20 protein-coding genes are annotated in these 23,386 nt (G+C 38.6%); 10 read left to right on the top strand and 10 right to left on the bottom strand.

Annotation, left to right across the window (positions count from 1 at the left end; genetic code table 11):
- The first annotated feature begins 164 nt into the window (after positions 1 to 164).
- The gene (locus tag FTT84_RS08370) at positions 165 to 779 is read left to right on the top strand and encodes a carbonic anhydrase (RefSeq protein WP_067762301.1); all 615 of its coding nucleotides are present in this window, start codon (positions 165 to 167) and stop codon (positions 777 to 779) included.
- A gap of 67 nt (positions 780 to 846) precedes the next feature.
- On the opposite strand, the gene FTT84_RS08375 is transcribed toward FTT84_RS08370, so the two are convergent.
- Entirely contained in the window at positions 847 to 1,476 is a 630-nt protein-coding gene (locus FTT84_RS08375; RefSeq protein ID WP_067762303.1) for an arylesterase, read from the bottom strand.
- Positions 1,477 to 1,487: 11 nt separating this feature from the next.
- On the opposite strand from FTT84_RS08375, the gene FTT84_RS08380 reads away from it, so the two are divergent.
- Complete coding sequence (locus FTT84_RS08380) at positions 1,488 to 2,213, top strand: ABC transporter ATP-binding protein (protein ID WP_067762305.1); 726 nt, start codon at positions 1,488 to 1,490, stop codon at positions 2,211 to 2,213.
- A gap of 2 nt (positions 2,214 to 2,215) precedes the next feature.
- Entirely contained in the window at positions 2,216 to 4,714 is a 2,499-nt protein-coding gene (locus FTT84_RS08385) for an ABC transporter permease (RefSeq protein WP_180058112.1), read from the top strand.
- Positions 4,715 to 4,837: 123 nt separating this feature from the next.
- Here the strand turns inward: FTT84_RS08385 and FTT84_RS08390 are convergent, their stop codons facing one another.
- Complete coding sequence (locus FTT84_RS08390) at positions 4,838 to 5,659, bottom strand: rhomboid family intramembrane serine protease (RefSeq protein WP_067762460.1); 822 nt, start codon at positions 5,657 to 5,659, stop codon at positions 4,838 to 4,840.
- A 78-nt stretch (positions 5,660 to 5,737) separates the two neighbouring features.
- Between FTT84_RS08390 and mtgA the strand changes: the two genes are divergently transcribed.
- Together mtgA and ppk1 are read left to right on the top strand one after the other, a co-directional pair.
- Positions 5,738 to 6,415, top strand: coding sequence for a monofunctional biosynthetic peptidoglycan transglycosylase (gene mtgA / locus FTT84_RS08395; protein ID WP_067762309.1), 678 nt, complete (start codon positions 5,738 to 5,740; stop codon positions 6,413 to 6,415).
- 144 nt (positions 6,416 to 6,559) lie between these two features.
- Entirely contained in the window at positions 6,560 to 8,641 is a 2,082-nt protein-coding gene (gene ppk1 / locus FTT84_RS08400) for a polyphosphate kinase 1 (protein ID WP_067762311.1), read from the top strand.
- A 125-nt stretch (positions 8,642 to 8,766) separates the two neighbouring features.
- Here the strand turns inward: ppk1 and FTT84_RS08405 are convergent, their stop codons facing one another.
- From FTT84_RS08405 to rubA, 5 genes are all read right to left on the bottom strand, one after another.
- Complete coding sequence (locus FTT84_RS08405; protein WP_180080856.1) at positions 8,767 to 9,378, bottom strand: response regulator transcription factor; 612 nt, start codon at positions 9,376 to 9,378, stop codon at positions 8,767 to 8,769.
- An 825-nt stretch (positions 9,379 to 10,203) separates the two neighbouring features.
- On the bottom strand, positions 10,204 to 11,109 hold the full coding sequence (gene oxyR, locus FTT84_RS08410) for a LysR family transcriptional regulator OxyR (RefSeq protein WP_180058116.1): 906 nt from the start codon (positions 11,107 to 11,109) through the stop codon (positions 10,204 to 10,206).
- 11 nt (positions 11,110 to 11,120) lie between these two features.
- The gene (estB, locus tag FTT84_RS08415) at positions 11,121 to 12,059 is read right to left on the bottom strand and encodes an esterase EstB (RefSeq protein ID WP_067762317.1); all 939 of its coding nucleotides are present in this window, start codon (positions 12,057 to 12,059) and stop codon (positions 11,121 to 11,123) included.
- Between the two features lie 56 nt (positions 12,060 to 12,115).
- Entirely contained in the window at positions 12,116 to 13,294 is a 1,179-nt protein-coding gene (locus tag FTT84_RS08420; RefSeq protein ID WP_180058118.1) for an NAD(P)/FAD-dependent oxidoreductase, read from the bottom strand.
- 76 nt (positions 13,295 to 13,370) lie between these two features.
- Complete coding sequence (gene rubA, locus FTT84_RS08425; protein WP_067728945.1) at positions 13,371 to 13,535, bottom strand: rubredoxin RubA; 165 nt, start codon at positions 13,533 to 13,535, stop codon at positions 13,371 to 13,373.
- A 524-nt stretch (positions 13,536 to 14,059) separates the two neighbouring features.
- On the opposite strand from rubA, the gene FTT84_RS08430 reads away from it, so the two are divergent.
- Positions 14,060 to 14,605, top strand: a complete 546-nt coding sequence (locus FTT84_RS08430; RefSeq protein WP_067762321.1) for an adenine phosphoribosyltransferase — start codon at positions 14,060 to 14,062, stop codon at positions 14,603 to 14,605.
- A 128-nt stretch (positions 14,606 to 14,733) separates the two neighbouring features.
- On the opposite strand, the gene FTT84_RS08435 is transcribed toward FTT84_RS08430, so the two are convergent.
- The gene (locus FTT84_RS08435) at positions 14,734 to 15,243 is read right to left on the bottom strand and encodes a YqiA/YcfP family alpha/beta fold hydrolase (protein ID WP_067762323.1); all 510 of its coding nucleotides are present in this window, start codon (positions 15,241 to 15,243) and stop codon (positions 14,734 to 14,736) included.
- 460 nt (positions 15,244 to 15,703) lie between these two features.
- On the opposite strand from FTT84_RS08435, the gene lysS reads away from it, so the two are divergent.
- Complete coding sequence (gene lysS / locus FTT84_RS08440; protein ID WP_067762325.1) at positions 15,704 to 17,230, top strand: lysine--tRNA ligase; 1,527 nt, start codon at positions 15,704 to 15,706, stop codon at positions 17,228 to 17,230.
- Between the two features lie 350 nt (positions 17,231 to 17,580).
- Here the strand turns inward: lysS and trpS are convergent, their stop codons facing one another.
- The gene (gene trpS / locus FTT84_RS08445) at positions 17,581 to 18,594 is read right to left on the bottom strand and encodes a tryptophan--tRNA ligase (protein ID WP_067762329.1); all 1,014 of its coding nucleotides are present in this window, start codon (positions 18,592 to 18,594) and stop codon (positions 17,581 to 17,583) included.
- Between the two features lie 201 nt (positions 18,595 to 18,795).
- Here trpS and FTT84_RS08450 point away from each other — a divergent pair, with 201 nt between their 5' ends.
- Entirely contained in the window at positions 18,796 to 19,740 is a 945-nt protein-coding gene (locus FTT84_RS08450; protein ID WP_180058120.1) for a DUF808 domain-containing protein, read from the top strand.
- A gap of 30 nt (positions 19,741 to 19,770) precedes the next feature.
- Entirely contained in the window at positions 19,771 to 20,676 is a 906-nt protein-coding gene (locus FTT84_RS08455; protein ID WP_067762333.1) for a neutral zinc metallopeptidase, read from the top strand.
- A gap of 59 nt (positions 20,677 to 20,735) precedes the next feature.
- Here the strand turns inward: FTT84_RS08455 and FTT84_RS08460 are convergent, their stop codons facing one another.
- Complete coding sequence (locus FTT84_RS08460) at positions 20,736 to 21,293, bottom strand: hypothetical protein (protein WP_180058127.1); 558 nt, start codon at positions 21,291 to 21,293, stop codon at positions 20,736 to 20,738.
- A gap of 217 nt (positions 21,294 to 21,510) precedes the next feature.
- Here FTT84_RS08460 and FTT84_RS08465 point away from each other — a divergent pair, with 217 nt between their 5' ends.
- On the top strand, positions 21,511 to 23,010 hold the full coding sequence (locus FTT84_RS08465; protein WP_180058121.1) for a sodium:proton antiporter: 1,500 nt from the start codon (positions 21,511 to 21,513) through the stop codon (positions 23,008 to 23,010).
- The last annotated feature ends 376 nt before the right edge of the window (positions 23,011 to 23,386 follow it).

Below are 23,386 nucleotides of genomic sequence, written 5' to 3' on the forward strand. Positions count from 1 at the left end.
AGTGTGAACCATTACTGAAAAAATAATATTTTCAGATTAATGATTATTTGCAATTTGTACCAAATCCATCTGAATAATAAAAAATCGATAGCTATTCTTTTGCAAGTGACAATCGTTCTGAGTGGGATTAATATATTGCAACTTCAGATAAGGGTAATCAGAACATGCTAACAGCAGCAGAAGCTTTAGATCGTTTAAAAAAGGGAAATACTCGTTTTGTTCAAGGTGAAACGAACCATCCTAAACTTTTAACGCATCAGCAACGCGCTGAAATGGCAGGAAGCCAAGAGCCTTTTGCGATTATTTTGGGTTGTTCAGATTCGCGCGTTCCTGCTGAAATGGTTTTTGACCAAGGCTTAGGCGATTTATTTGTCATTCGTGTAGCAGGTAATATTGTTGCACCATCGCAAGTTGGTAGTGTTGAATTTGCGGCAGAAAGTTTTGGTTGCCCAGTTGTAATTGTATTAGGTCATACTCACTGCGGCGCAATCCATTCGACGATTGAAGCCTTAATGAACCCGGCAACACCTCCATCTGCAAATCTGATGTCGATTGTGAACCGTGTGCGCCCATCTGTAGAAATTTTAATGCAAACTGAATTGAAAGATGATTTAGATAAATTGTCTATGCATGCAGTTCGTTCAAATGTATTTGCATCTGTGAATCAACTTCGTCATGGCTCAGCAGTATTAGAAAACTTGATTGCTCAGGGTAAATTAAAAGTTGTTGGTGCCGAATACTCACTTGAAACAGGTGAAGTAAGTTTTTACGATTTCTAAGATTTTAAAAATTTAAACGAAAAAAGGCGCTCAAATGAAGCGCCTTTTTAATTTTTAGTAAATATTTTTACAAACTGCTTTTAATCATGGGATAGGCTGTATTGAGCAGAATCGGCTGAGCCTTTGCATTTGGGTGAATTTGATCTTTTTGCATCAGTGTTTTTTGTCCTGCAACACCTTGCATAAAAAATGGCAGAAGTTTTGCATTGTATTTTTGGCTGACAATTTTGTAGTTTTGTTCAAATGCCTTGCTATAAGCCGTACCGTAGTTTGGTGGAATCTTCATTCCAAATACGATGACCTTCGCTTTAGCCTGTTGGCTCTTTTGCACTAACTGCGCTAAATTTTTTTCAATGAGTGCAGGGGGTTGACCACGTAAGCCATCATTGCCACCCAGTTCAATAATCACAATATCGGGACGATGACTTTGCAATAATTTTGGCAGTCGTGCCAAAGCACCACTGGTGGTTTCGCCGCTCACACTTGCATTGACCACTTTATGTTGTTTCGGATACTGTTGGTCTAAACGTTTTTGAAGTAAATGAACCCAGCCTTGCTGTATATTCATGCCATAGCCTGCACTGATGCTGTCACCCACGACCATAATGGTTTTTGCAGCCAAGAGCATCGGGCTTAAACACATGCTTAAACCCAACAAGTAAGAACACAAACGAATTTTTTGAATGCGATTTTGCATATAGGGATGTTATGAGCCAACACACGACAGATACCGCCATCATGCCACAGCCGATTATTTCTGCACAGCAATTGACACAAAACATACAACTGAATGATAAGCAGTTGAGCATTTTTGAAGATCTTAATCTAGAGATTTTTGCGGGCGAGCAAGTGGCTATAACTGGTCGATCTGGTTCAGGAAAATCAACTTTGTTGGGGATATTAGCGACACTTGATCAAGCCAGTCATGGTCAGTTGCAAGTATGTGGTCAAGATATCCAGCATTTAGATGAAGAGCAGCGCGCGAAAATACGTTTGGCGCATATTGGCTTTGTATTTCAATCGTTTCAATTATTGCCACATTTAACGGCATTAGAAAATGTGATGTTGCCGCTGCGCTTAAAAAATGATTTCAACCTAAAAGAGGCTGAGCAAAAAGCCCTTCAGTTATTGGCAAGAGTTGGTTTAAATCGTCAAGCACAGCAAACACCAAAGGTACTATCTGGTGGTGAACAACAACGGGTTGCAATAGCACGTGCCTTAGTCAGCGAGCCAGACATTATTTTTGCAGATGAGCCAACAGGTAATTTGGATGCAGCAACGGCATATGATATTGAACAATTGTTATTTCAGTTGAATCGCGAGATGGGTACGACATTGGTTTTGGTTACGCATGATGTCGCGTTAGCGCAGCAATGTCAGCGACATTTTGAAATAGTACATGGCAAGCTGATCGAACATCGACTAGGAGATTAAGCATGAATCTCCTGGCATTGTTTAAACCCTTATTACAACAAAGCTTCAAAACGACAGGTATTTATCTACTTATCATCGCTTTAACTTTGGCGATTAGTGCTACTACTGCATTAAAGTTTAGTAATGAGCAAATTCAAAACGCAGTGGCATTGCAAGCGGCTGAAATGTTGGCTGCCGATTTGGTATTGACCGATAACGAACACATTCCAGATGTATGGCAAAAAAAAGCTACGCAAGATGGTTTAGCGCAATCTAATGTTACCCTATTTAGCAGTATGGCGCATACAGCTGATCAATTTGTGATGGTCAATGTGAAAGCTGTAGATGCCAATTTTCCTTTACGTGGAGAACTCAGAACTTCACCGACACTCAATCGATCGATTCAAGCTGGAGAGGTGTGGCTCAGTCAGCGTGCGATGGAATTATTACAGGTCAAGTTGGGAGATACTGTACAGATTGCAGATGCATCTTTTCGATTTACAGCACAAATTTCCCATGACTCAAATCAAGAACTCGGTTTTGGCGGTTTTTCACCGACTGTAATCATTGCACAATCGGAAGTTGCTCGAACTAATGCAATTCAGGTGGGCAGCCGTATTGAGTATCGCTTATTACTTGCTGGGCAGATGCAGCAAACGAAAACCTATGAAAAGCAATTTAAACAAATCGTGGGTCATGATGCAGACACTACGTTTGATGAAACTCAAGCGCAACAACAGGATTCATCTCAAACGAGCTTGAAACTGCGTAATGCTAGTGAAGGCAATAGCCGCTTAATGAAACCGATCGCCAATTTAGAAACGTTTTTGCAATTGGCCAATATCTTAACAATCTTACTCTGTGGAATTGCCATTGCCTTAAGTAGTCAGCGTTATGTGCAACAAAATCAAGATGCCATTGCATTGATGAGATGTGTTGGTGCGACGAAGCAACAAATTTTAATGGCGTATTTAGCACTGCTGGCTGTGGTCTTTGTTATTTCTATTGTGCTAGGTAGTGTGATTGGATTAGGGCTTGGATTTGTGTTGCTACAGTTAATGCTGCAACTCATTCCACATTTGGCGCTTGAATTTTCAGCCTGGTCTATGCTGATTGGGCCGCTGCCTATTGCGATGTTAACCAGTGTGATTGTATTGCTTGGCTTCGTGGTTCCAAGTTTATGGCAATTGCTTAAAACGCCACCTGCACGGATTATTCGTCAGCATGAGCGTTCAGTTCGTTCCATGTTATGGATGTTGATCACTGGCACGTTGGGCTTACTCATTTTTTGCGTCATTTTAACGGAAAATCTACAACTGACCTTATGGGTTGTAGGTGCAATTATTGTGCTTTGTTTAGGGCTTTATGCGTTGATTTGGCTAGGGTTGAAAAGCTTAAAGGGCCTACGTATTAAATTATCTGCTTATATCCGGACGCCATATCAAACTGCCTTTCAAATTACCGCACTGGCTTTGGGTTTGAGTCTGATCACTGTTTTAGCTGTGTTACGTACTGACTTACTAGAGCGTTGGCAGCAGCAATTACCTGAAGGTACGCCTAACCAGTTTGTTTATGGCTTACCACCTTTTGAATTGGCTGACTTCCAACAGCAACTTAATTTGCATGGTTGGAAGGGTACTCCTATGTATCCAAACATTCGAGGTCGTTTGGTTGCAAAAAATGATTTGCCATTTTCAGAAACATTGCTAAAGACCAATAACTCTTTAAGGCGCGAGCTGAATTTGACCCAAGCAGCGACTTTCCCTAAAGATAATAAAATTATCACGGGCCAAACTGCGTTTGAAAAAATAGGAGAGGTTTCTGTTGAAGTCAAAACTGCGCAAGCTTTAGGAATTCAAATTGGCGATCAACTCACTTTCAGTTTACCTGAGGGGCTACTACAAGCCAAAGTGATTAATCTACGCAGTGTGGAATGGGAAAGTTTTAGTCCTAATTTTTTCTTTATATTTTCGCCCCAAACCATGGATGAAAATGCCGGAAGTTATTTAGGCAGTTTCTATGTACCGGAGCAAGACAAAGGGCAATTGATTCAGCTGATTCAGCAATTTTCTAATACAGTATTTATTGATGTCAGTTTAATTTTAGATGAGATCAAGCGTATTGTTGCGGTATTGGTACAGATCATAAGTCTTTTGGCATTGTTGGTCAGTGTCTCAGGTATTTTGGTGTTAATTGCCTGTTTAAACCTGTTAATGGATGAACGTAAAAAAGAAGTTGCACTGTTACGCTCATTTGGAGGTTCTAAACGTAAGCTCAAAGCGATGCTGAGTACGGAAATTGGTTTAATTGGTTTTATTTCAGGTGTGGTGGCATGTGTGTTTGCTGAGGTGATTAGTGCGATTGCCAGCTATAAAATGGAGTTGATCATTCAACCCCATTGGGAAATATGGCTGATTTTACCGATGTGTATGACACTGATATGTGCGTTGATTGGTCGTTATCGATTGAGCTATTTATGTGATATTCCACCTTTAGAAAGCTTGCGTGATATTAATAATTAATCTCTTAATCGTGAAACCCTAATCATTATTATGAAACCTGAGTCATTGAATCTCAAAATATGCAAAATAGGGCGCAAACATCGCGCTCTATTTATTTAACAGATGTGATTTTCGTGGTAGCAATTAGCCAGCCAAGGATTTCTTCATTAGTAGAATAAAGTGTTCCCAAAGTGGGGCAATTGGCTGAATTAACTGTTGGCAATATTGATAAAAAAAGTAAATGATGATGATGCCAAGCATAAGACCCACGATTTTAAATAGGATGGCCTTTTGTATTTTTTCACCGATATACCAGATGAAAGCCAACAGTGCACCCATTAACATACCACCGATATGAGCTGCATTATTGATCCCGCTAATCATAAAACCCATGGCTAAGTTAATCCCCATCACCATCAGCAAGGTTTTTTTATCAAGTAAAAAGCGTTGGCCTGGCAAAATAGGCATCAATGAAAGAATAGTTAGGGCAGCACCTAAGCCCATAACTGCGCCTGATGCACCTGCGCCAATACTTGGGAATAAACTCTGATCAGCTGTTCCTGCTGCAAGGAGGGCATAGCTGTCTTGAATCGTTAAATAGCCACTCAGTAAACTGCCCATCAACCCAGCGAGAAGGTACAGACCGATAAAATAAATACGTCCAAGCATTTGTTCAGCAATGCTGCCAAAAATATACAATGCCCACATATTCAGCATGAGGTGAATTAAGCCAAAATGAAAAAACATGCTAGTGAATAAGCGGATGGGTTCCTCTAAAAAGGTTAAAGGTGCATAATCAGCACCCCATCGTAGTGCATCGAGAGTGTCGGGGTGGCTGATGTTCATGCCATTTAAAATCTGCCAGCCAAACAGTCCGACATTGATGGCGATGAGCAGTGCTGTAATCCACCAAAGTTGGATTTGTAGTTTGCTGGTTGATACAGCGGGAGGCTTAAGTTCAGACATGCTATTCTTGTACTGTGTCAATGTATTTAAAAATAAGCTTAACATGAAAAAACAGAATTTCCGGAGTAACGCACTGACATGAAAGCCTTTATTGTTCGTACATTGTTAATTCTTGTCAGCTTGTTCCTACTCGTACAGCTTTGGATTTTTAGTAGTTTGGTGTGGTGGCGTACACATCCTGTCGAATCGACCATGATGATGCGTCTTGATTATTGGTCAGAGCCGTCTAAACCGATTAAGCATGAATGGCGTGATTATGACCAAATTAGTGACTATGTAAAACATGCTGTAGTTGCTGCGGAAGATGGTAAATTTTTACAGCATAAAGGCTTTGACTGGGAAGGTATGCAGTTTGCGCTAGAGCGTAATAAGGACAAAGGTAAAGTTGTTGCAGGTGGTTCAACGATTTCACAACAATTGGCTAAAAATTTATTTTTATACAATAAGCGTTCTTTTATTCGTAAAGGTCAAGAAGCAATTGCTACTTGGATGATGGAACGAATGTGGTCGAAAGAACGCATTTTAGAGGTGTATCTTAACTCTGTTGAGTTTGGCGATAATATTTATGGTGTTGAAGCAGCAACACAGCATTATTTTGGTAAAAGCTCACGTAGTTTAAGTCGTGAACAGGCTGCGTTTATTGCAGCAATTTTACCGAATCCTAAATACTATGATGAAAATCGAAATGATAGAAAGCTAAACTATCGTAAACGGTTGATCCAAAAATATATGCGTTACAGCCACATTCCAAATTAAATGATTTGAAATATTCTAAAATATCGAAGCATCGTTTTGAAATGAAACAAAAAGCCCATTTTTATGGGCTTTTTTTATGAAATTGTCACAAATTTGAAGCATACTTAAAGCAGAACATCACACATTGTTAATTATGGGTTTGAGATGAATACCGCAGCTGAAGTCACGCCAGTTCCAACTGAATATACTTATAATGATCGCTATATCAATCGTGAACTTTCGATTCTCGATTTCCATCTGCGTGTACTTGAACAAGCGGTTGACCCCATTCATCCATTATTAGAGCGGATGAATTTCTTACTGATTTTCTCGCGTAATCTCGATGAGTTTTTTGAAATTCGTGTTGCAGGGATGATGGAGCAGCTCGATTTAGGTAATGAAAGTCGTAGCCCTGATGGCTTAACTCCGAAACAGGTGTTAGATGAAATTTCTGCGACAGCGCATGCTGCAATTGAACGCCAGTATCGTATTTTAAATCAGGAAATTTTACCTAAACTGCGTGAGGAAGATATTTGCTTCTTACGCCGTGGGGAATTAACGCCTGCACAATCGGCTTGGGTAAAAAAGTATTTCCAAGAACAAGTTGCACCAGTATTAACCCCAATCAGTTTAGACCCTGCGCATCCATTTCCACGTTTGGTGAATAAGTCTTTGAACTTTATTGTCACTTTGGAAGGAAAGGATGCCTTTGGTCGTCAAATTGACCTTGCTGTTGTACCTGCGCCACGCTCATTACCGCGTGTTGTACGTTTACCAGATGAATTAACTGGTGGTAAAGAACATCATGTGATGTTATCGGCCATTATTCATGAACATGTATCAGATTTATTCCCAGGTATGACGGCAACTGGTTGTTACCAATTCCGTGTCACACGTAATGCAGATTTGGCCTTAAATGAAGACGTAGAAGATTTAGCCAAAGCACTGAAAGGCGAGTTGAATTCACGTCGTTTTGGTCGTGCTGTGCGTTTAGAGGTTACGGAAAATTGTCCACAACATATTTATGATTATTTGCTGGATGAGTTTGATTTAGAAGAAGAGCAACTTTATAAAGTGGATGGGCCTGTCAACCTTGCTCGTTTACTCTCAAACTTCAAGCGTCCACATCTTCGTTATGATGCACACATTCCTGTGATTCCAAAAGTGCTGAAAAAGTCAGAAAACATTTTCAGTGCCATGCAAAAGCAAGATATTTTATTGCATCATCCGTTTGAATCTTTTGCACCAGTCATTAACTTATTGCGTGAAGCAGCACGCGATCCACAAGTTTTAGCAATTAAGCAAACGTTGTATCGCAGTGGGGCAGACTCAGAAATTGTACAAGTGCTGGCAGAAGCAGCACGTAATGGTAAAGAAGTCACTGCTGTGATTGAGCTGCGTGCACGTTTTGATGAGGAATCAAACATTGCTGTAGCGAATGTATTACAAGAAGCTGGAGCAGTAGTTGTTTACGGTATCGTTGGCTATAAAACCCATGCCAAAATGATTTTGGTGGTACGCCGTGAAAATAACAAACTGGTACGCTATGTACACTTAGGTACAGGTAATTACCATGCAGGCAATGCACGTATTTATACCGATTATGGTTTGCTTACAACTGATAAAGAGCTATGTGAAGATGTGCATCGTATCTTCCAAGAACTAACTGGTATGGGCAAAATGGCTAAACTGAAAAAGTTATTACATGCGCCATTTACATTACATGCTCAACTCATCAATTTTATTGATACTGAAATTGCCAATGCTAAAGCTGGGAAACCGGCACAAATTATTGTCAAAGTGAATGCCTTAACAGAAGTTCAACTCATCAATAAATTGTATGAAGCATCACAAGCTGGTGTGCAAATTGATTTGATCATTCGTTCGATATGCTGCCTACGTCCAGGTTTGCCAGGTCTATCTGAAAATATCCGCGTACGATCAATTGTTGGACGTTTTCTTGAGCATACCCGTGTGTATTATTTCAGCAACAATGGCAATGCCCGTATTTACTGCTCAAGTGCGGATTGGATGGATCGTAACTTATTCAACCGTGTTGAAGCATGTTTTCCAATTGAAGATCCAGCTTTGAAGAAACGTATTTATCAACTTGGATTGGTTAATTATCTAAAAGATAATCAGCAAGCTTGGTTGTTACAAAGTGATGGTCGATGGATTCGCACCAAGGTGCAAGATGGTGAGATACCGCATAATTCTCAACGCGTGTTACTTGAAGAAATTAAATAAGCAAATTATGTGTTTTTATCTGATTGTTTAACTTGAATAGAGGAAGCTTCGGCTTCCTTTTTCAATTTTAATAATTATGTTTGGCAGAGTTTGAATCACATTTAAATGATGGGGTAAAGATAAGTCTAAGCATAATTGATCAATTTACGATAAATGTTTTTTATAAAACCATCAATTTGATAGGTGGAAAATTTGAGTTCATCGACCATTTGTTCTTGTGTCGCACTGTGGCTCACCATATTGAGTATTTGATATTCTGCTGGTTTTAAACTTAATTTATGTTCCTGTTCAGATTGATTGCTAAAGGTTTCATTCAGCAAATAAGATGCAAAACTTTGATGCAAAGAAGCACCTCCACGCAAAATAACTTTTAATTGTTTATACGTATCTTCAGCTGGCTGATCCATTAATAAATATGCTGTAGCACCGAGTTGTAAAGCATGTAGAGTTAAATCAGTGGATTGTGTTTTCACTAAGATAATCAAACTACTCGAAGGATATATTTTTTTAATTTTTTGAATAAAAGCGATATCAGATTGTTGTGTTACCGCAAAGAAAATAAGATTAGGCAATTGATTGAAAATATTGAATTCAGCATCTTTCAAGTTTGAAGTATATGTGACAATTTCTTCAGGGTAGCCTAAATCTTTAAGGATGTGGCAAAGTAAAGTTTTCGACGTGACCATCTGGTGATCAATGATCAAGACTGGAACTGGTAATAAAAATTCGCTTGGCATAAATAGCCCCTATTATTTTTTTAATCGAATTGCATTTGCCTAATGTGCGTTATTTAGATGTGAAAAAAAATACCTGAAACTAGGTATTTGATTGCTAAAGTATATTTAAGTTATTGTGATTCATTATATTTTTTATAATGTTTGATTTTTGATTGTTTATGCTACGCATATAGAAGCTTTTATGGTGTTTTAGTACACAAATTATGTTTAATGTAGTTTTTATGAGAGCAATAAAATAATTTTGTATCGCTGTCGAGATAAGCAATTTTGGAGAACTGTAAAGTTATTCTAAATAATAAATTTTATTTTTTAAGGTTTTTTTGGTGCGTTTTTGAATTAGAATTCTGTTAATTTTACCCAATTAATAAGACCAAAGTATAATTATTCTAATTAAGACTCAATATTTTCACTTTTGCTAAAATATATATCTGCAGTGATGAGATTAATTAATCTGTGAATGACTTAACCTAAATATATTTTATCTTATTGTATATCTGGTTTTTTATTCTCAAATGCAGATTAAAATACCCAATTATAGGGATTTAATCATGGTGAGCTTAATCTTAATATAGTTTGTATCTTCTTACTTATCTGGCTAGTGTGAAGATGATATTAGGGGTAGGACACTCAAAATTGTCATACATATTCCTTATAGGGCTACTTGAATGAGTAAGCCCTTTTTCTTTACTATTTTGTAGTAAATATTCATTTATTATTTTATAGAAATAATTTGATCTAACTTTTTCTTAAACAAATTTTAACGATATTTAAATAAAAAAGAGAGCATCAATGCTCTCTTTTAAAAACTCCAAAGAACTTAATAACTTAATGTAAGTCACTAGTGATCTTTTGCAGAATTTGCAGTAATACATCAAACTCGCTTTGTAGTGGTGTACTCTTACGTGTCACTAAAGCAAGGGTACGACTTGGGCCGGCTTCAATTTCTTTAACAGCCAAATCAGGGTTTGCTTTAATCATATTGGTATGAATAGCAATCTCAGGTAAGAGTGTAAAGCCGAGGTCAGCAGAGACCATTTCAACCAATGTCGGTAAAGAGCTCGCTTTTAAGCGGTGATCATTTTTACGTTCGCCAATTGGGCATGCACTTAATGCATGGTCACGTAAGCAATGTCCTTCTTCTAAAAGCATCAAACGTGAAATATCTAGATCATCCAGTGATTTTGCTTGGACTGCATTTTGATCTGCTTTGTTGTAGACCAAGAATAAAGTTTCTTTGGTAACTTCGGCAACTTTTAATCCACGAGTATCAAAAGGAAGGGCAAGCAGAACCATATCAAGGTTACCATGCTCTAACTTCTCTACGATTTTTTCACTTTGTGCTTCGTGTAAGTACAACTGAATTTTTGGCAATTGCTTGTGGACTTCTTCGAGCAATGGCGCAAGTAAGAAAGGTGCAATTGTTGGAATTACCCCTAAGTGCAGATCACCTGTCAACGGTTCACTCATTTCACGACTTAAGCGCATTAAGTCTTGGGCATCAGCCAATAGAACACGGGCTCGGCCAACAACTTGCTCGCCAAGAGGGGTTAAACGTACATTTTGTCGGTCGCGTTCGACCAATACACCACCTAATAAACGCTCAAGTTCCATGATCCCGCCAGACAAAGTTGACTGGGTGACAAAAGAACGACGCGCAGCTTCAGTAAAATGCAGCGTTTCTGACAGTGTTACTAGATATGACAGCTGTCTTAAAGATGGTAATGCAGCCATAGTGTCCTAATTTATGTTTTAAAGTGATCAGCAAACAAACCGCTAAGATATGGAATAAAATGCGGTGGGATATCATGCCCCATTCCATCAATTAATTCAAACTTAGCACCTGAAATTGCCTTTGCAACTGCCTTACCATGGCTTGGCGGTAGCAAACGGTCGCATGACCCATGAACGACAAGGGTTTTATGCTGAATCTGTTTGTCTAGTTGCAGCAGGGAACCTGTACATAATATTGCTAAAAACTGTTGAAGTACACCCGCTGGATAATAACTTCGCTTATACAGTTTACGCGCAGTCTGTAGTGCTTCGAGCTGATTAATATAGCCTGGCGAGCCTATAATATTAAAAACGCGCAAGCTATGATCAATAATACCATCTTCGTCTCTAGATTTCGGTTTTTCAATCAGACTAAAGAGTTGTTTGGGAAAAGGGGGAGGAAGCAACGGTTGAATGTTACTGGTAAAGAGCAAGCTTAATTTTTCAACTTTATCCGGGAATCGCGCAGCAACAATTTGTGCAATCATGCCGCCCATCGATGCTCCTAAGATGTGTACTTTATCTAAACCCATACGATCAATCAGTAGCGCAACATCATCGGCCATATCATATAAATCGTAGGGTGCGCCCTGGTTTTCTAAACCCAAAGCAAAACGACCCATCAATTTAAATGTATTTAAGCGTGGCCCCGAATTACGAATTTTACTTGAAAGGCCAATATCACGGTTATCGAAGCGTATAACTCGATAGCCTTGATCAATCAAAGATTTACAGAAAAAGTCAGGCCAATACAACATTTGTGCCCCTAGACCCATGATCAGTAATACGGCTGGATGATCTGGGTTACCGCCAGCTTCTACATGCAATTCAATGCCATTACCCAAATCAACACGAGTTTCATGCATAAAAGATGTGTAAGGTGAGACATTAAACTGAAGGGCACTATTCATTATTGTTTTTCCTAAAAAAGGACGTCTTGTTTACAGGACGTCCTTGTATTTAAACCTTAAACTGAAGCGGGAATCAAGTCTGGAACCTGCTTAGTCAAAGTTAAACGTTGCTTCGCTGCTGTAGCACCCAATAATACAAATCCACGCAGTACACCATCAGCATCAATAGCACGAGCAATCATACCATCGTCCAATTCTTCAGTTTCCCATTGAATTTCAACATCAATAGGTGCGGGAAGTACGGTTAATGGTGCAGCAGGAGTTTTTACCGCTACAGGCATTGCTGGATAATGCACTGCTGTTTGTTCGCCATTTAAGGTTTTCGCCAAAGCGCGAGCCTGTTGCATAATTGGCATCACATACGGAAGTAATGTCCCATTCACTTCAGCACAGTCGCCTACTGCAAAGATGTCAGATAAGTTGGTTTCTAGGCCGGTATTGGTTAATATACCACGACTGGTATGAATTCCAGCTGCTTTTGCCAAGTTAATCTCTGGTTGTAAACCGATTGCTGACAGTACAACATCTGAAACCAGTGTTTGACCATTTGCAAGGTTGACGAGATAGTCACCATTATCAATACGCGACACTTTTTCAACAGTTGTGCCTAATACAAACTGAATACCTGTTTCTTCAAGATTTGTTTGAAATTGATCTGCAACATGTGCAGGCAATAAGCGCCCCAAAGGTTGTGGAGCTAAGTCGACTACGGTAACTTGTGCGCCTGTGTTTTGTAAGTCATTGGCGAATTCACAACCAATTAAACCCGCACCTAAAATAACAACCCGTTTGTCGCTACGCGCCTCAAGTTGCTTACGAAAGGCTTTGTAATGGTCAAGATTGTTCACGACATGAATGTCATCACTGCCATCACCCGCAATTGCAAGGCGAATCGGATTGGCACCTACAGCTAGTACAAGTTTTGAATAGTTTAGTGTGTTGAGTTGAGCATCTTTTTCGTAACTTAAGCTGTGTGAACTTGCATCAATGCTTTTTACCCAACTGTTATTAATGATTTGCATATTTAGTTGTGCAGACATTTTTGCTGCATCGCCTAAGGCAATTTGTTCAGGTGCTTTATTGGCAACGAGAGCATTTGACAGGGTTGGTTTTGCATAGTTATAGGCATCATCTGCACAGATCATGATAAGTTCTTGTTCAGGATTTAACTTGCGTAACTCACGTGCTACGGCATAGCCCGCCATACCAGAACCAATAATGACGATAGGGTGCATACTCAACTCCAAATGCGATTTATATTTTTACAGGCAAAAAAAAGACCATAGCGAAGATGGTCTTTGAATGTGGTTATTAGATTTCAACCATTTCAAAATCTATTTTTGATACGCCACAATCTGGGCAAGTCCAGTCATCGGGGATGTCTTCCCATTTAGTACCAGCAACAATTCCGTCTTGAGGCCAGCCTTCTGCTTCGTCATAAATCCATCCACAAACGATGCATTGATACTTTTTCATTCCATTCTCCAAAAACTGACGCAAAATAAGGTCAGTAAAAATTTCATTCCTGTACAGGTAATCTTTGCCTTATACAGTAGACGCTTATGTTAAATTTTTACGCAGTTCTGACTATAAAGTAAAGTGGCTAAGAGTTTAATCAGCGAAATTAAAAGCAGAATGGCAGTCGAGGACAATAAATATCTTTAAATACCTAAATCTTTCGATTTTTGTTAGACAAAACAACTTTGGTCTGGACTAGTTTTGGTTAGACAGTGATTTCATCGCTCCAAGAGCAAAGCTATTTTGTTTCACTTTTCATGCGATTAAGACTAAAGTCGCGCAGAAAAAAATCGATGAATCAGTTATTTTATAATTAGATAAATACATATTTGATATTTATTAAATAAATAAAATAATAAAATCAATATTTTATGTAAAATTGCTGTATTTTAATCAGTCACTATTCTATGTCTATCACTGTATTTTTTTTTGAATAAGCGTTAAAATTCACACATTCCTTCCTTATTTATTTTTCTCCTATTATGAGTAATTCTACTGCTGCTGCACTGTGGTCTAACATTCGTACTGTCCAAGATTTCCCTAAACCAGGGATTAGCTTCTTTGACCTTACACCGTTATTCATGAATAACATTGGTCCATTAACAGACGCTTTGATTGCAAGTATTCCTGCAGAAAAATTAGCAGAAGTAGATAGCTTTATTGCTGTTGAAGCGCGTGGCTTTGTATTGGCAAGCTTGCTTGCACAGCGTACAGGTAAAGGTCTTGTTTTAGTTCGTAAAGCAGGCAAGTTACCACCCCCAGTTGTAGGTGTAGGCTATAGCTTAGAATACGGTCTAGATCGTTTAGAAATGTCTGCAGAAATTCAATCACAAAAAGTAATTATTGTGGACGATGTGTTGGCAACAGGTGGTACTTTGCGCGCAGTTAAACAGTTAGCTGAAAAATGTCATCACGAAGTTTTGGGTGCAAGCATTTTCCTTGATCTTCCTGATTTGCACAAAGATTTAGGGATGCAGATTTGGTCTGTTCTTGACGATAAATCACGTCCAGAAGTTGCTGCAGCATAATTTAAAATGCGTTGATATGTCTTAAGTTGATACGTTTGAAATTGAAAAAAGGCTTTGTTGATGACAAGGCCTTTTTTTATGATTATTTTTTATAGATAGAAGTTGAAGAATAAAGACCTGAAAATAGTTTAGTATTGATGTAGATAATTTTCTTCAATCAGTTGAATAAGTTGATTTATATTTTCAGGGCAGGCCAAGCGATGATGACCGCCTTGGACAGATTGAATTTGCATATAGTCTTCCAGCTGATGTTCAACCCGATGCATATCTAAAATTTCATCACCAAGTTCCAAATAGGCGATCTGAGGAATATCATGATCCAAGTCGGCATCGTTAATGGCCGGATAATCATCTCTAAAATCTGGATATAAACTCGGATTGGCAATCACGCAAGGAATACGATGAAATAGCGACATTTTTAATGCCCAATAGCCTCCAAGGCTATGACCTACAATAATATCCGGGCGAATCTTTTCTATACTTTCATGATAAAAATCGGCAACCGTTTGAAAATTTAAGTTGCGATAGTCCACTTCAATACAAAACTTATGCTTTGCATCAATGGCATGGAATTTTGTAGATTCACGCGATGAATCTAAACCATGTAAAAACAGAATTTTAGATGAGCTTACGGTCATTGTTTTTCTACGCACTGTTTTCAAATATTTTCTGAGTTGAATATTTTACTTTTCAACGAATTTATGTGCTTATTGTAGTCAATTTAGACGCTTTAATAATCTAGCTATTGGTCTAATTCGTCTGTCAAATAAAGACTTTAGTCTTAAATTGGTTTCGAAACCCTATGAAAGGTTAGAAGGGCGAGTAGTTGATTTTATTTGATATTTTTTATGTTAATCGTAACGGGTATGGGTATTTTTTAAAAGAATATATAGGTGTGGTTTGCTATATTAAATGCAGCGTTTAAGCATTTGGCAAGGTGAACTCAAAATATTCCAAAATGGGGGATACATGGCTGAAAGCGTTAAATTTGCTTGAATCATTTTAATTTTATTAAAAATGCTGAATGCGCTTACTGCTCAAGCGGAAGTAAATCTGCTATGCTATGCAACTTCCGATTTTTAACTATTTGAGACAGAGATGACGCAACATAACGCTCAATCGACTTCTGAACAAGCCATTTCCGAAAACGATTTAATTGCACAGCGTCATGCCAAGTTAGAGCACATCAAAGAGCACGCCAAGGAAACAGGTGTTAGCCCGTGGCCTAACACATTTAAGCGTGAACACTATGCACAAGATCTACAAGACCAGTTTGCTGATAAATCAAAAGAAGAAATTGAAGCAGGTGAACAGGTTCATGTAAAAGTCGCTGGTCGTGTGATGTTGAACCGTGGTTCATTCATTGTAATCCAAGACATGACGGGCCGTATCCAGCTTTATGTACCACGTAAAGAATTGGCTGCTGATGTGCTAGCAACAATTAAAGGTCTAGACCTTGGTGATATCATTGCAATCGAAGGCTATATCGGTCGCTCTGGTAAAGGTGATCTTTATGTTCACATTGAACATTTTGAGCTTTTAACTAAGTCTCTTCGTCCTCTTCCAGATAAATTCCACGGTTTAACAGATACTGAAGTTAAATACCGTAAGCGTTATCTTGATCTCATCATGAATGAAGAAACACGTAAAACTTTTGAAATTCGTGCAAAAGTGGTGTCTGGTATTCGTTCATATTTGAGCAATGAACGTTTCATGGAAGTTGAAACACCGATGATGCATGTGATTCCAGGTGGTGCGTCTGCGCGTCCATTTGAGACTCATCACAATGCTTTAGATATGCCATTGTTCTTACGTATCGCACCTGAGCTTTACTTGAAACGTTTGGTCGTTGGCGGTTTTGAACGCGTATTTGAAATCAACCGTAACTTCCGTAATGAAGGTGTGTCTACACGTCACAACCCAGAATTTACCATGATCGAATTCTACCAAGCTTATGCAGATTACAAAGACTTGATGGCTTTGACTGAAAATATGCTTGAGAAACTTGCAATTGATATCTTGGGTTCTACTGATGTTCCTTATGGTGAAGAAGTGTATAGCTTCAAAGGTCCATTCAAGAAAATCTCAATGTTTGATGCGATTCTTGAACACAATCCTACATTCACACCTGAAAATGTTTCTGACCGTGAGTTCCTTGCGAACTTCATTAAAAATGAACTGAAAGAGCAAGTTAAACCAGGCTTTGGTTTAGGTAAACTTCAAACTATCGTGTTTGAAGAAACAGTAGAAACTCAGTTACGTCAGCCGACATTTATTACTGAATATCCAGCGGAAACGTCGCCATTGGCACGTCGTAATGATGACAACCCACATATTACAGATCGTTTTGAGTTCTTTATTGGTGGCCGTGAGTTAGCGAATGGCTTCTCGGAATTAAATGACCCAATTGACCAAGCTGAACGTTTCCAAGCACAAGTTGCTGAAAAAGATGCAGGCGATGATGAAGCTATGCATTATGATGCTGATTTCATTGAAGCACTTGAATATGGTCTACCTCCTACCGCAGGTGAAGGTATTGGTATCGACCGTTTGGTGATGTTATTTGCCAATGCTGCAAGTATCCGTGAAGTGATCTTATTCCCGCATATGCGTCATAAAAACTAATTACAAGTTTTAGTCAAAAAAGTCCGCTTAATGCGGGCTTTTTTATGGCTTAAATTCTATGACTCAAATTAGGGACAAAAAAATACGCAATGATTGGGGTATTCACTGCGTATAACAACGAATCTGTTTTCACAGGTTCGGTAAAGGAGAAATGTTATGAATTGGGGAATTCATAAAACATAAAAAGATAATAAAGTGAACCACCAGTCATTTCATTGGTGTTCACGTTAAGTCATGTTACCTAACGTTAAAATTAAGGAGATTCTGTGAAGTTAATCATATTGTTTTTTGAGTATTAAAAAAGCCTTTCATTTTGAAAGGCTTTTTAACTACTGAAATAAACCAAATGTTTAGAAGTGGAATACACCTAGACCCGATTTAATTTCGTCTAAAGTTTGCTGTGTGATATCGCGGCACTTGTCAGTACCTGTTTTTAAAATATCCATGATGTAATCAGGATCTTTTTGTAGTTCCATACGACGTTCACGTATCGGGCCAATTAGCTCTTTTAACACAGCTTCAAGACGTTTTTTCACTGTACCATCACCTAAACCTCCACGGCGATAGTGTGCTTTTAACTCTTCAATTTCTTCTTTGTTGGTATCAAACGCATCTAAATAAGTGAATACAACGTTGCCTTCGACTTGACCTGGATCTTCAATACGAAGATGGTTTGGGTCGGTGTACATCGCATTGACAGCTTTTTTGATGTCTTTGTCTGACGCATCAAGCACGATGGTATTGCCTAATGATTTGGACATTTTTGCTTTACCATCAAAGCCAGGTAAGCGACCTACATTTGAAAGTAATGCTTTACATTCAGGCAGAACTTCTCGACCAATTTGACGGTTTAAACGACGAACGATTTCGTTGGTTTGTTCGATCATTGGAATTTGGTCTTCACCGACTGGTACGACAGATGCTTTAAATGCTGTGATGTCAGCGGCTTGAGCCACTGGGTAGCATAAGAAGCCAGCTGGAATATCACGTTCAAAACCACGCATTTGAATTTCAGATTTAATCGTAGGGTTACGTTCTAAACGTGAAACTGTCACGAAGTTAAGATAGAGCATTGTCAGTTCATTTAATGCAGGTAAGCATGATTGAACACAAATTGTTGTTTTAGTTGGGTCAATGCCCACAGCTAGATAATCTGTAGCAACTTCAATAATATTGCGACGTACTTTTTCAAAATTGTCAGCATTATCTGTTAATGCCTGCGCATCAGCTAAAAGAAGGTGCTGATGATGAGAATCTTGTAAACCCACACGTGAACGTAAAGAACCTACAAAATGACCTAAATGTAATTGTCCAGTTGGACGGTCACCAGTCAAAATCACTGGACGATTATCTTGAGTACTCATTATCTGTTCCAAGAGGTAGTCAATGCTACGGCTATATATCAAAGAATGGCACCATTGTACGGCATTCTTTTTTTGAATGTTACTGACGCGGCACATTTGGCTGAAATTTGAGTGATTTTTTTGTTATATATTAAAAAACTAAATACAAATATTTGATCAATTCACCTTACAATATTAAAAAATGCCCTAAGGATAAAAATAATGGCCAGTAGTTTATTAATATTACTTGATGATATAGCAACGGTGCTCGACGATGTCGCGGTCATGAGTAAAATGGCTGCCAAAAAAACTGCAGGCGTGTTAGGGGATGATCTCGCATTAAATGCCCAACAGGTGAGTGGAGTGCGTTCTGAGCGAGAGCTTCCGGTTGTATGGGCGGTTGCAAAAGGCTCATTTGTAAATAAATTAATTCTTGTTCCTGCTGCTTTACTGATTAGCGTAGTCGCACCTTGGTTGATTACGCCACTGCTAATGATAGGTGGTTTATTTTTATGCTATGAAGGCGTAGAAAAAGTACTACATAGTTTGCATCATAAAAAAGCTAAAACAGAAGAAACGGCTAGTGCTGAAATGCAGAAAATCGAGACCGATTTAGCCACCTTTGAAAAAGAAAAAGTCAAAGGGGCGATACGAACTGATTTTATTTTGTCAGCCGAAATAGTAGTGATTTCACTAGGTACTGTGGCCGCAGCTGCATTTGGTACCAAAGTCATGGTGCTTTCAGTGATTGCTATCGTAATGACTGTAGGTGTGTATGGCTTTGTGGCCATGATTGTAAAAATTGATGATTTAGGTCTTTATTTAACAGAGCAGGCTTCAAGCTTTAAACAAAAAATTGGACGTGGATTGCTTGCATTTGCGCCTAAATTAATGAAAACCCTTACAATTGTCGGAACAATTGCAATGTTTCTGGTCGGCGGCGGTATTATTACCCATGGTGTGCCGCTGTTACATCATTTTATTGAAGGTTCTGTTGATTATGCTGAGCATATTCCGACAGTGGGTAGCATTTTTGGTGCTTTAACACCGACTTTGATTAATTTGGTTATTGGGTTTATTGCAGGTTTAATTGTGCTGTGTGTTGTATTGATGATCCAAAAAGTCTGGCCGAAGTCAGATAAGTCATCATCAAATAAAACACATTGATATTCAATATTTTCTATAAGGAAGATCACTATGCGCTGGAAAGGTCGAAGAGTTAGCTCGAATGTGGAAGACCGTCGCGGTGGTGGCGGTGCTAAGGCTGGCGGTATCAGTATATTGGGTTTAGTTGTTGCATTTGTGGCTTGGAAGTTTTTCGGTGTCGATCCGCAGCAGGCGTATCAAGCAACCAAGCAAGTCACCTCACAAGGTCAAAGTGCTGAAGTCAAAGGTTTGGACAACCCAACCCCTGAACAACAGGAGGCTATGCAATTCGTGGGTACGGTGCTTGCTGATACCGAGGATACTTGGACCAAAGTATTTCAAGAGCAGTTAAATGCGCAATATAAACCGCCTAAATTGGTGATGTTTAATGGTGTGGTAAATTCAGGCTGCGGTACAGCTCAAGCTGCTATGGGTCCATTTTATTGCCCAGCCGATCAAAAAGTTTACATTGATACAGCATTCTTTAAAGATATGCGTAGTCAAATGGGTATTTCTGGTGAGCAAAACCAAACTGAATTGAATCGAAATGATCAAGCCGGAGATTTTGCCCAAGCCTATGTGGTTTCACATGAAGTGGGACATCATATTCAAACGATTTTAGGTATTTCTGAACAAGTTCAGCAAGCCCGTGCCCAAGCGTCAAAAGCTGAAGGTAATCGTTATTCAGTTATGCAGGAGTTGCAGGCAGATTGCTTTGCTGGAATTTGGGCGCATCATAATCAACAGCGTACGCAATTCTTGGAACAAGGCGATGTTGAAGAAGCAATGGATGCTGCACATAAAATCGGTGATGACTACTTGCAAAAAAGTGCGACAGGACAAGTGGTTCCAGATAGTTTCACCCATGGTACGAGTCAGCAACGTATGAAGTGGTTCGAAATTGGTTTGAAATCTGGCAGCATTAATAGCTGTGATACATTCAATCAACCGATTTAAAACTCAAAAATAAAAAAAGAGGATCTTGTTATCCTCTTTTTTTAAACTTGTATTGTCGCTTATTTATTTAAGAATGATTTGAAATTACGAATAATTCGAATGCTGACATACATTGCAGCTAATGCAAATAAAGCCACACCAAACACAATAAATTTCAAGCCTGAAATATCATGTTGATAGAACTGTTTCAATTGGTTCTCATCGTAATTTAGCGTTGTTTGCTTTTTGCTACGACTATCCGTAAACGTAACATTTTTAATGTAACTTAACTGACGCGTCTGTAATAATTCGATATGTTGAATTTGTCGTGTGTGGCTTTGATTATAGTCATCGAGGCAGATATCTGAGAGATGGTGCTCGCAGTTGATCTTGGCAATAAATCCATTGTTTGCCACCACAATAAAAATGGCGTTGTCAGGAGATTTATTATTCGATACAAGCACCAATTGCTCTTGAACGTTTGAATCTAGAGAAATAGTTTTTGCTTTTTGATAATGCGTTTCAGCTTGTAAAATTTCTTGTGTTTTACTGATACAAGTCCAGATTAAAGCGGCGGTAATTAAAAAAATTACACCTGCAAAAAAAAGACGGAATACGGTTTTAATGGTTTGGTGCATAAGAATCAGTAATCGTGCTAAATGTGCAATTAAACGAGCAAAGAACTCATATTTTAAATGATCTGATTTGAATGTGTTAAAAAACTTAAATGATACATGCACGTGATTTTAAATTCGGTACAATATTTAAAAATTAAATGCTAAAAAATTTAGTATTTATTTTATAAATACCTATATCTCACTATGTAGGCGACATAGCACCAAAATTGGGAATGAAATGGGAAATTACTTTTTTCTTCAAGTTTTTACAGTTATTTTTGCGCTCTCAATCGCAACTACAATATTTAATAAGCGGATATTAGGCTTTCCGCAAGCTATTGGTGTTCCTATTGTTTCCGCCATCTTTGTATTTATCTTGCAGTGGGGTGCAAGCCTGTTAAATGGTAACCAATTCGTTACCATTAATTTACACAATATTGAAGAAGCAGTTCGCCATATTGATTTTTATGACTTTCTAATCAATGGTGTGATCTGCTTTATTTTGACTTCATCAGCACTCAAATTTAAAGTTTCTGACTTACGTTTACATTGGAAACCCATCAGTATTTTAGCCAGTATCGCGCTTGTATTGTGTGCCTGTTTTTTTGGTGTTGTGCTGTATGGCTATCAATTTCTTATCGGCAATCACGTCGACCTTGTTGTACTGCTGTTATTAGGTGCAGCATTAGGTGCGACTGACCCAATTGGGGTAAAAGGGGTTTTAAGCTCGGTTCGCGCACCACATCATTTGATCGTGAAGCTAGAAGGTGAATCACTGTTTAATGATGCTATGTGTATCGCGGTCTTCATGACATTGCTAAATGTATTACAGGGCGAGCATTTCACTGTTTTGGGAACGCTTGAAACCTTACTCTATGAAATCGTGGTTGCGGTCATTATTGGTTGGGCATTTGGTCTGGGTATTTTACGTCTACTGCGTGGCAAGCATGAAATGGAATCCCTTATCCTAACGACTGCATTACTGGCTTGTGGATCTTATTTGGTTGCGCTATTTGCCCATGCATCTGCACCAATTGCATGTGTAATTGGTGGTTTAATCGTGGGAAATAAGTGGAAAGAGATTTTACAAGATCGTGAAATTCGCGAAGTAAATCATTTTTGGCATACGGTCGAAGGGATTATTAATTCTTTCCTATTCACCTTGATTGGTTTGGAATTATTTATTCTTGATTTAAGTTTCAGCCTGATCTTAGGGGGGATAGTTGCTTTCATTATTTTGCATGCGTCACGCTTCGCAGCCAACTATTTATCTTTTGCATTTTTCCCAAGTTTTCGCAAAAAAAGTTATAACGGTAGTTTAGCTATACTCTCGTGGGGAGGGGTGCGTGGTGGTATTTCGCTCGCCTTAATTCTTGCGGTTGCAAACATTCCAGAGCTTAGTGAATACAGTAGTATATTGATTGGTTATACCTTTATTGCGGTATTAATGTCTGGTCTTGTATGTGGTCTTGGCTTGCCAGCGGTAATGAATGCCTTTTACTACAACCCAAATGAAGAAAAGACTGGCTTTAAAGGTTGGTATCAACGTATGTGCCATAAGATGAATAAAAAGGGCTTTCAATACATTGTGGGGGAAGATATTCATGGCAATGAAACCATAACAGTGTATAACCCAGATGCATTGATTGATACTAAAGCAGATGATGGTGTTGCGGCTGTACATAATCCAGAGAAAGTACAAGAAGTTCGTCGCTTGGAAAATCCAGAGAACTTTTAACAAAGGATTGGACTGGTATTTTTTATATATCATGAAAAGGAATGCTTTAGCATTCCTTTTTTGATCAGTATTTGACAGAACTTTTTCTAACTATTGATGGCTAACTGTATTCGTATGGGGATGAACATAAAGATATCTCTACATTTGGCGACGCGTGATTTAACTTGTGTTCATACGTATGCTTGTTTAAATGTACCCAAGGTGGCAAAAGAATCGTATTTATACAGGGTGTAAATGTTGTGAACAGCACTATCTTAAAGTGAAAGAGGACTCCACCCGACAGTCAGGGTGGAGGTGAATTTCAAAGATTTTAACCTTGTTGGTTTTCAATGTATTTTTTAATAATATCCAAAGGTGCGCCACCACAAGACCCTGC

The organism is Acinetobacter sp. YH01019 (assembly GCF_013420285.1).
Classification (GTDB): Bacteria; Pseudomonadota; Gammaproteobacteria; order Pseudomonadales; family Moraxellaceae; genus Acinetobacter; species Acinetobacter gandensis.

Excerpts from the sequence above, each read along its gene's own strand:
- FTT84_RS08405 (WP_180080856.1), bottom strand. The coding sequence starts at position 9,378 with ATGCCAAGCGAATTTTTATTACCAGTTCCAGTCTTGATCATTGATCAC.
- FTT84_RS08430 (WP_067762321.1), top strand. The coding sequence starts at position 14,060 with ATGAGTAATTCTACTGCTGCTGCACTGTGGTCTAACATTCGTACTGTC.
- FTT84_RS08420 (WP_180058118.1), bottom strand. The coding sequence starts at position 13,294 with ATGCACCCTATCGTCATTATTGGTTCTGGTATGGCGGGCTATGCCGTA.
- FTT84_RS08455 (WP_067762333.1), top strand. The coding sequence starts at position 19,771 with ATGCGCTGGAAAGGTCGAAGAGTTAGCTCGAATGTGGAAGACCGTCGC.
- rubA (WP_067728945.1), bottom strand. The coding sequence starts at position 13,535 with ATGAAAAAGTATCAATGCATCGTTTGTGGATGGATTTATGACGAAGCA.
- FTT84_RS08460 (WP_180058127.1), bottom strand. The coding sequence starts at position 21,293 with ATGCACCAAACCATTAAAACCGTATTCCGTCTTTTTTTTGCAGGTGTA.
- FTT84_RS08390 (WP_067762460.1), bottom strand. The coding sequence starts at position 5,659 with ATGTCTGAACTTAAGCCTCCCGCTGTATCAACCAGCAAACTACAAATC.
- FTT84_RS08370 (WP_067762301.1), top strand. The coding sequence starts at position 165 with ATGCTAACAGCAGCAGAAGCTTTAGATCGTTTAAAAAAGGGAAATACT.
- estB (WP_067762317.1), bottom strand. The coding sequence starts at position 12,059 with ATGAATAGTGCCCTTCAGTTTAATGTCTCACCTTACACATCTTTTATG.
- trpS (WP_067762329.1), bottom strand. The coding sequence starts at position 18,594 with ATGAGTACTCAAGATAATCGTCCAGTGATTTTGACTGGTGACCGTCCA.
- lysS (WP_067762325.1), top strand. The coding sequence starts at position 15,704 with ATGACGCAACATAACGCTCAATCGACTTCTGAACAAGCCATTTCCGAA.
- FTT84_RS08375 (WP_067762303.1), bottom strand. The coding sequence starts at position 1,476 with ATGCAAAATCGCATTCAAAAAATTCGTTTGTGTTCTTACTTGTTGGGT.
- FTT84_RS08380 (WP_067762305.1), top strand. The coding sequence starts at position 1,488 with ATGAGCCAACACACGACAGATACCGCCATCATGCCACAGCCGATTATT.
- FTT84_RS08385 (WP_180058112.1), top strand. The coding sequence starts at position 2,216 with ATGAATCTCCTGGCATTGTTTAAACCCTTATTACAACAAAGCTTCAAA.
- ppk1 (WP_067762311.1), top strand. The coding sequence starts at position 6,560 with ATGAATACCGCAGCTGAAGTCACGCCAGTTCCAACTGAATATACTTAT.
- oxyR (WP_180058116.1), bottom strand. The coding sequence starts at position 11,109 with ATGGCTGCATTACCATCTTTAAGACAGCTGTCATATCTAGTAACACTG.
- mtgA (WP_067762309.1), top strand. The coding sequence starts at position 5,738 with ATGAAAGCCTTTATTGTTCGTACATTGTTAATTCTTGTCAGCTTGTTC.
- FTT84_RS08465 (WP_180058121.1), top strand. The coding sequence starts at position 21,511 with ATGGGAAATTACTTTTTTCTTCAAGTTTTTACAGTTATTTTTGCGCTC.
- FTT84_RS08435 (WP_067762323.1), bottom strand. The coding sequence starts at position 15,243 with ATGACCGTAAGCTCATCTAAAATTCTGTTTTTACATGGTTTAGATTCA.
- FTT84_RS08450 (WP_180058120.1), top strand. The coding sequence starts at position 18,796 with ATGGCCAGTAGTTTATTAATATTACTTGATGATATAGCAACGGTGCTC.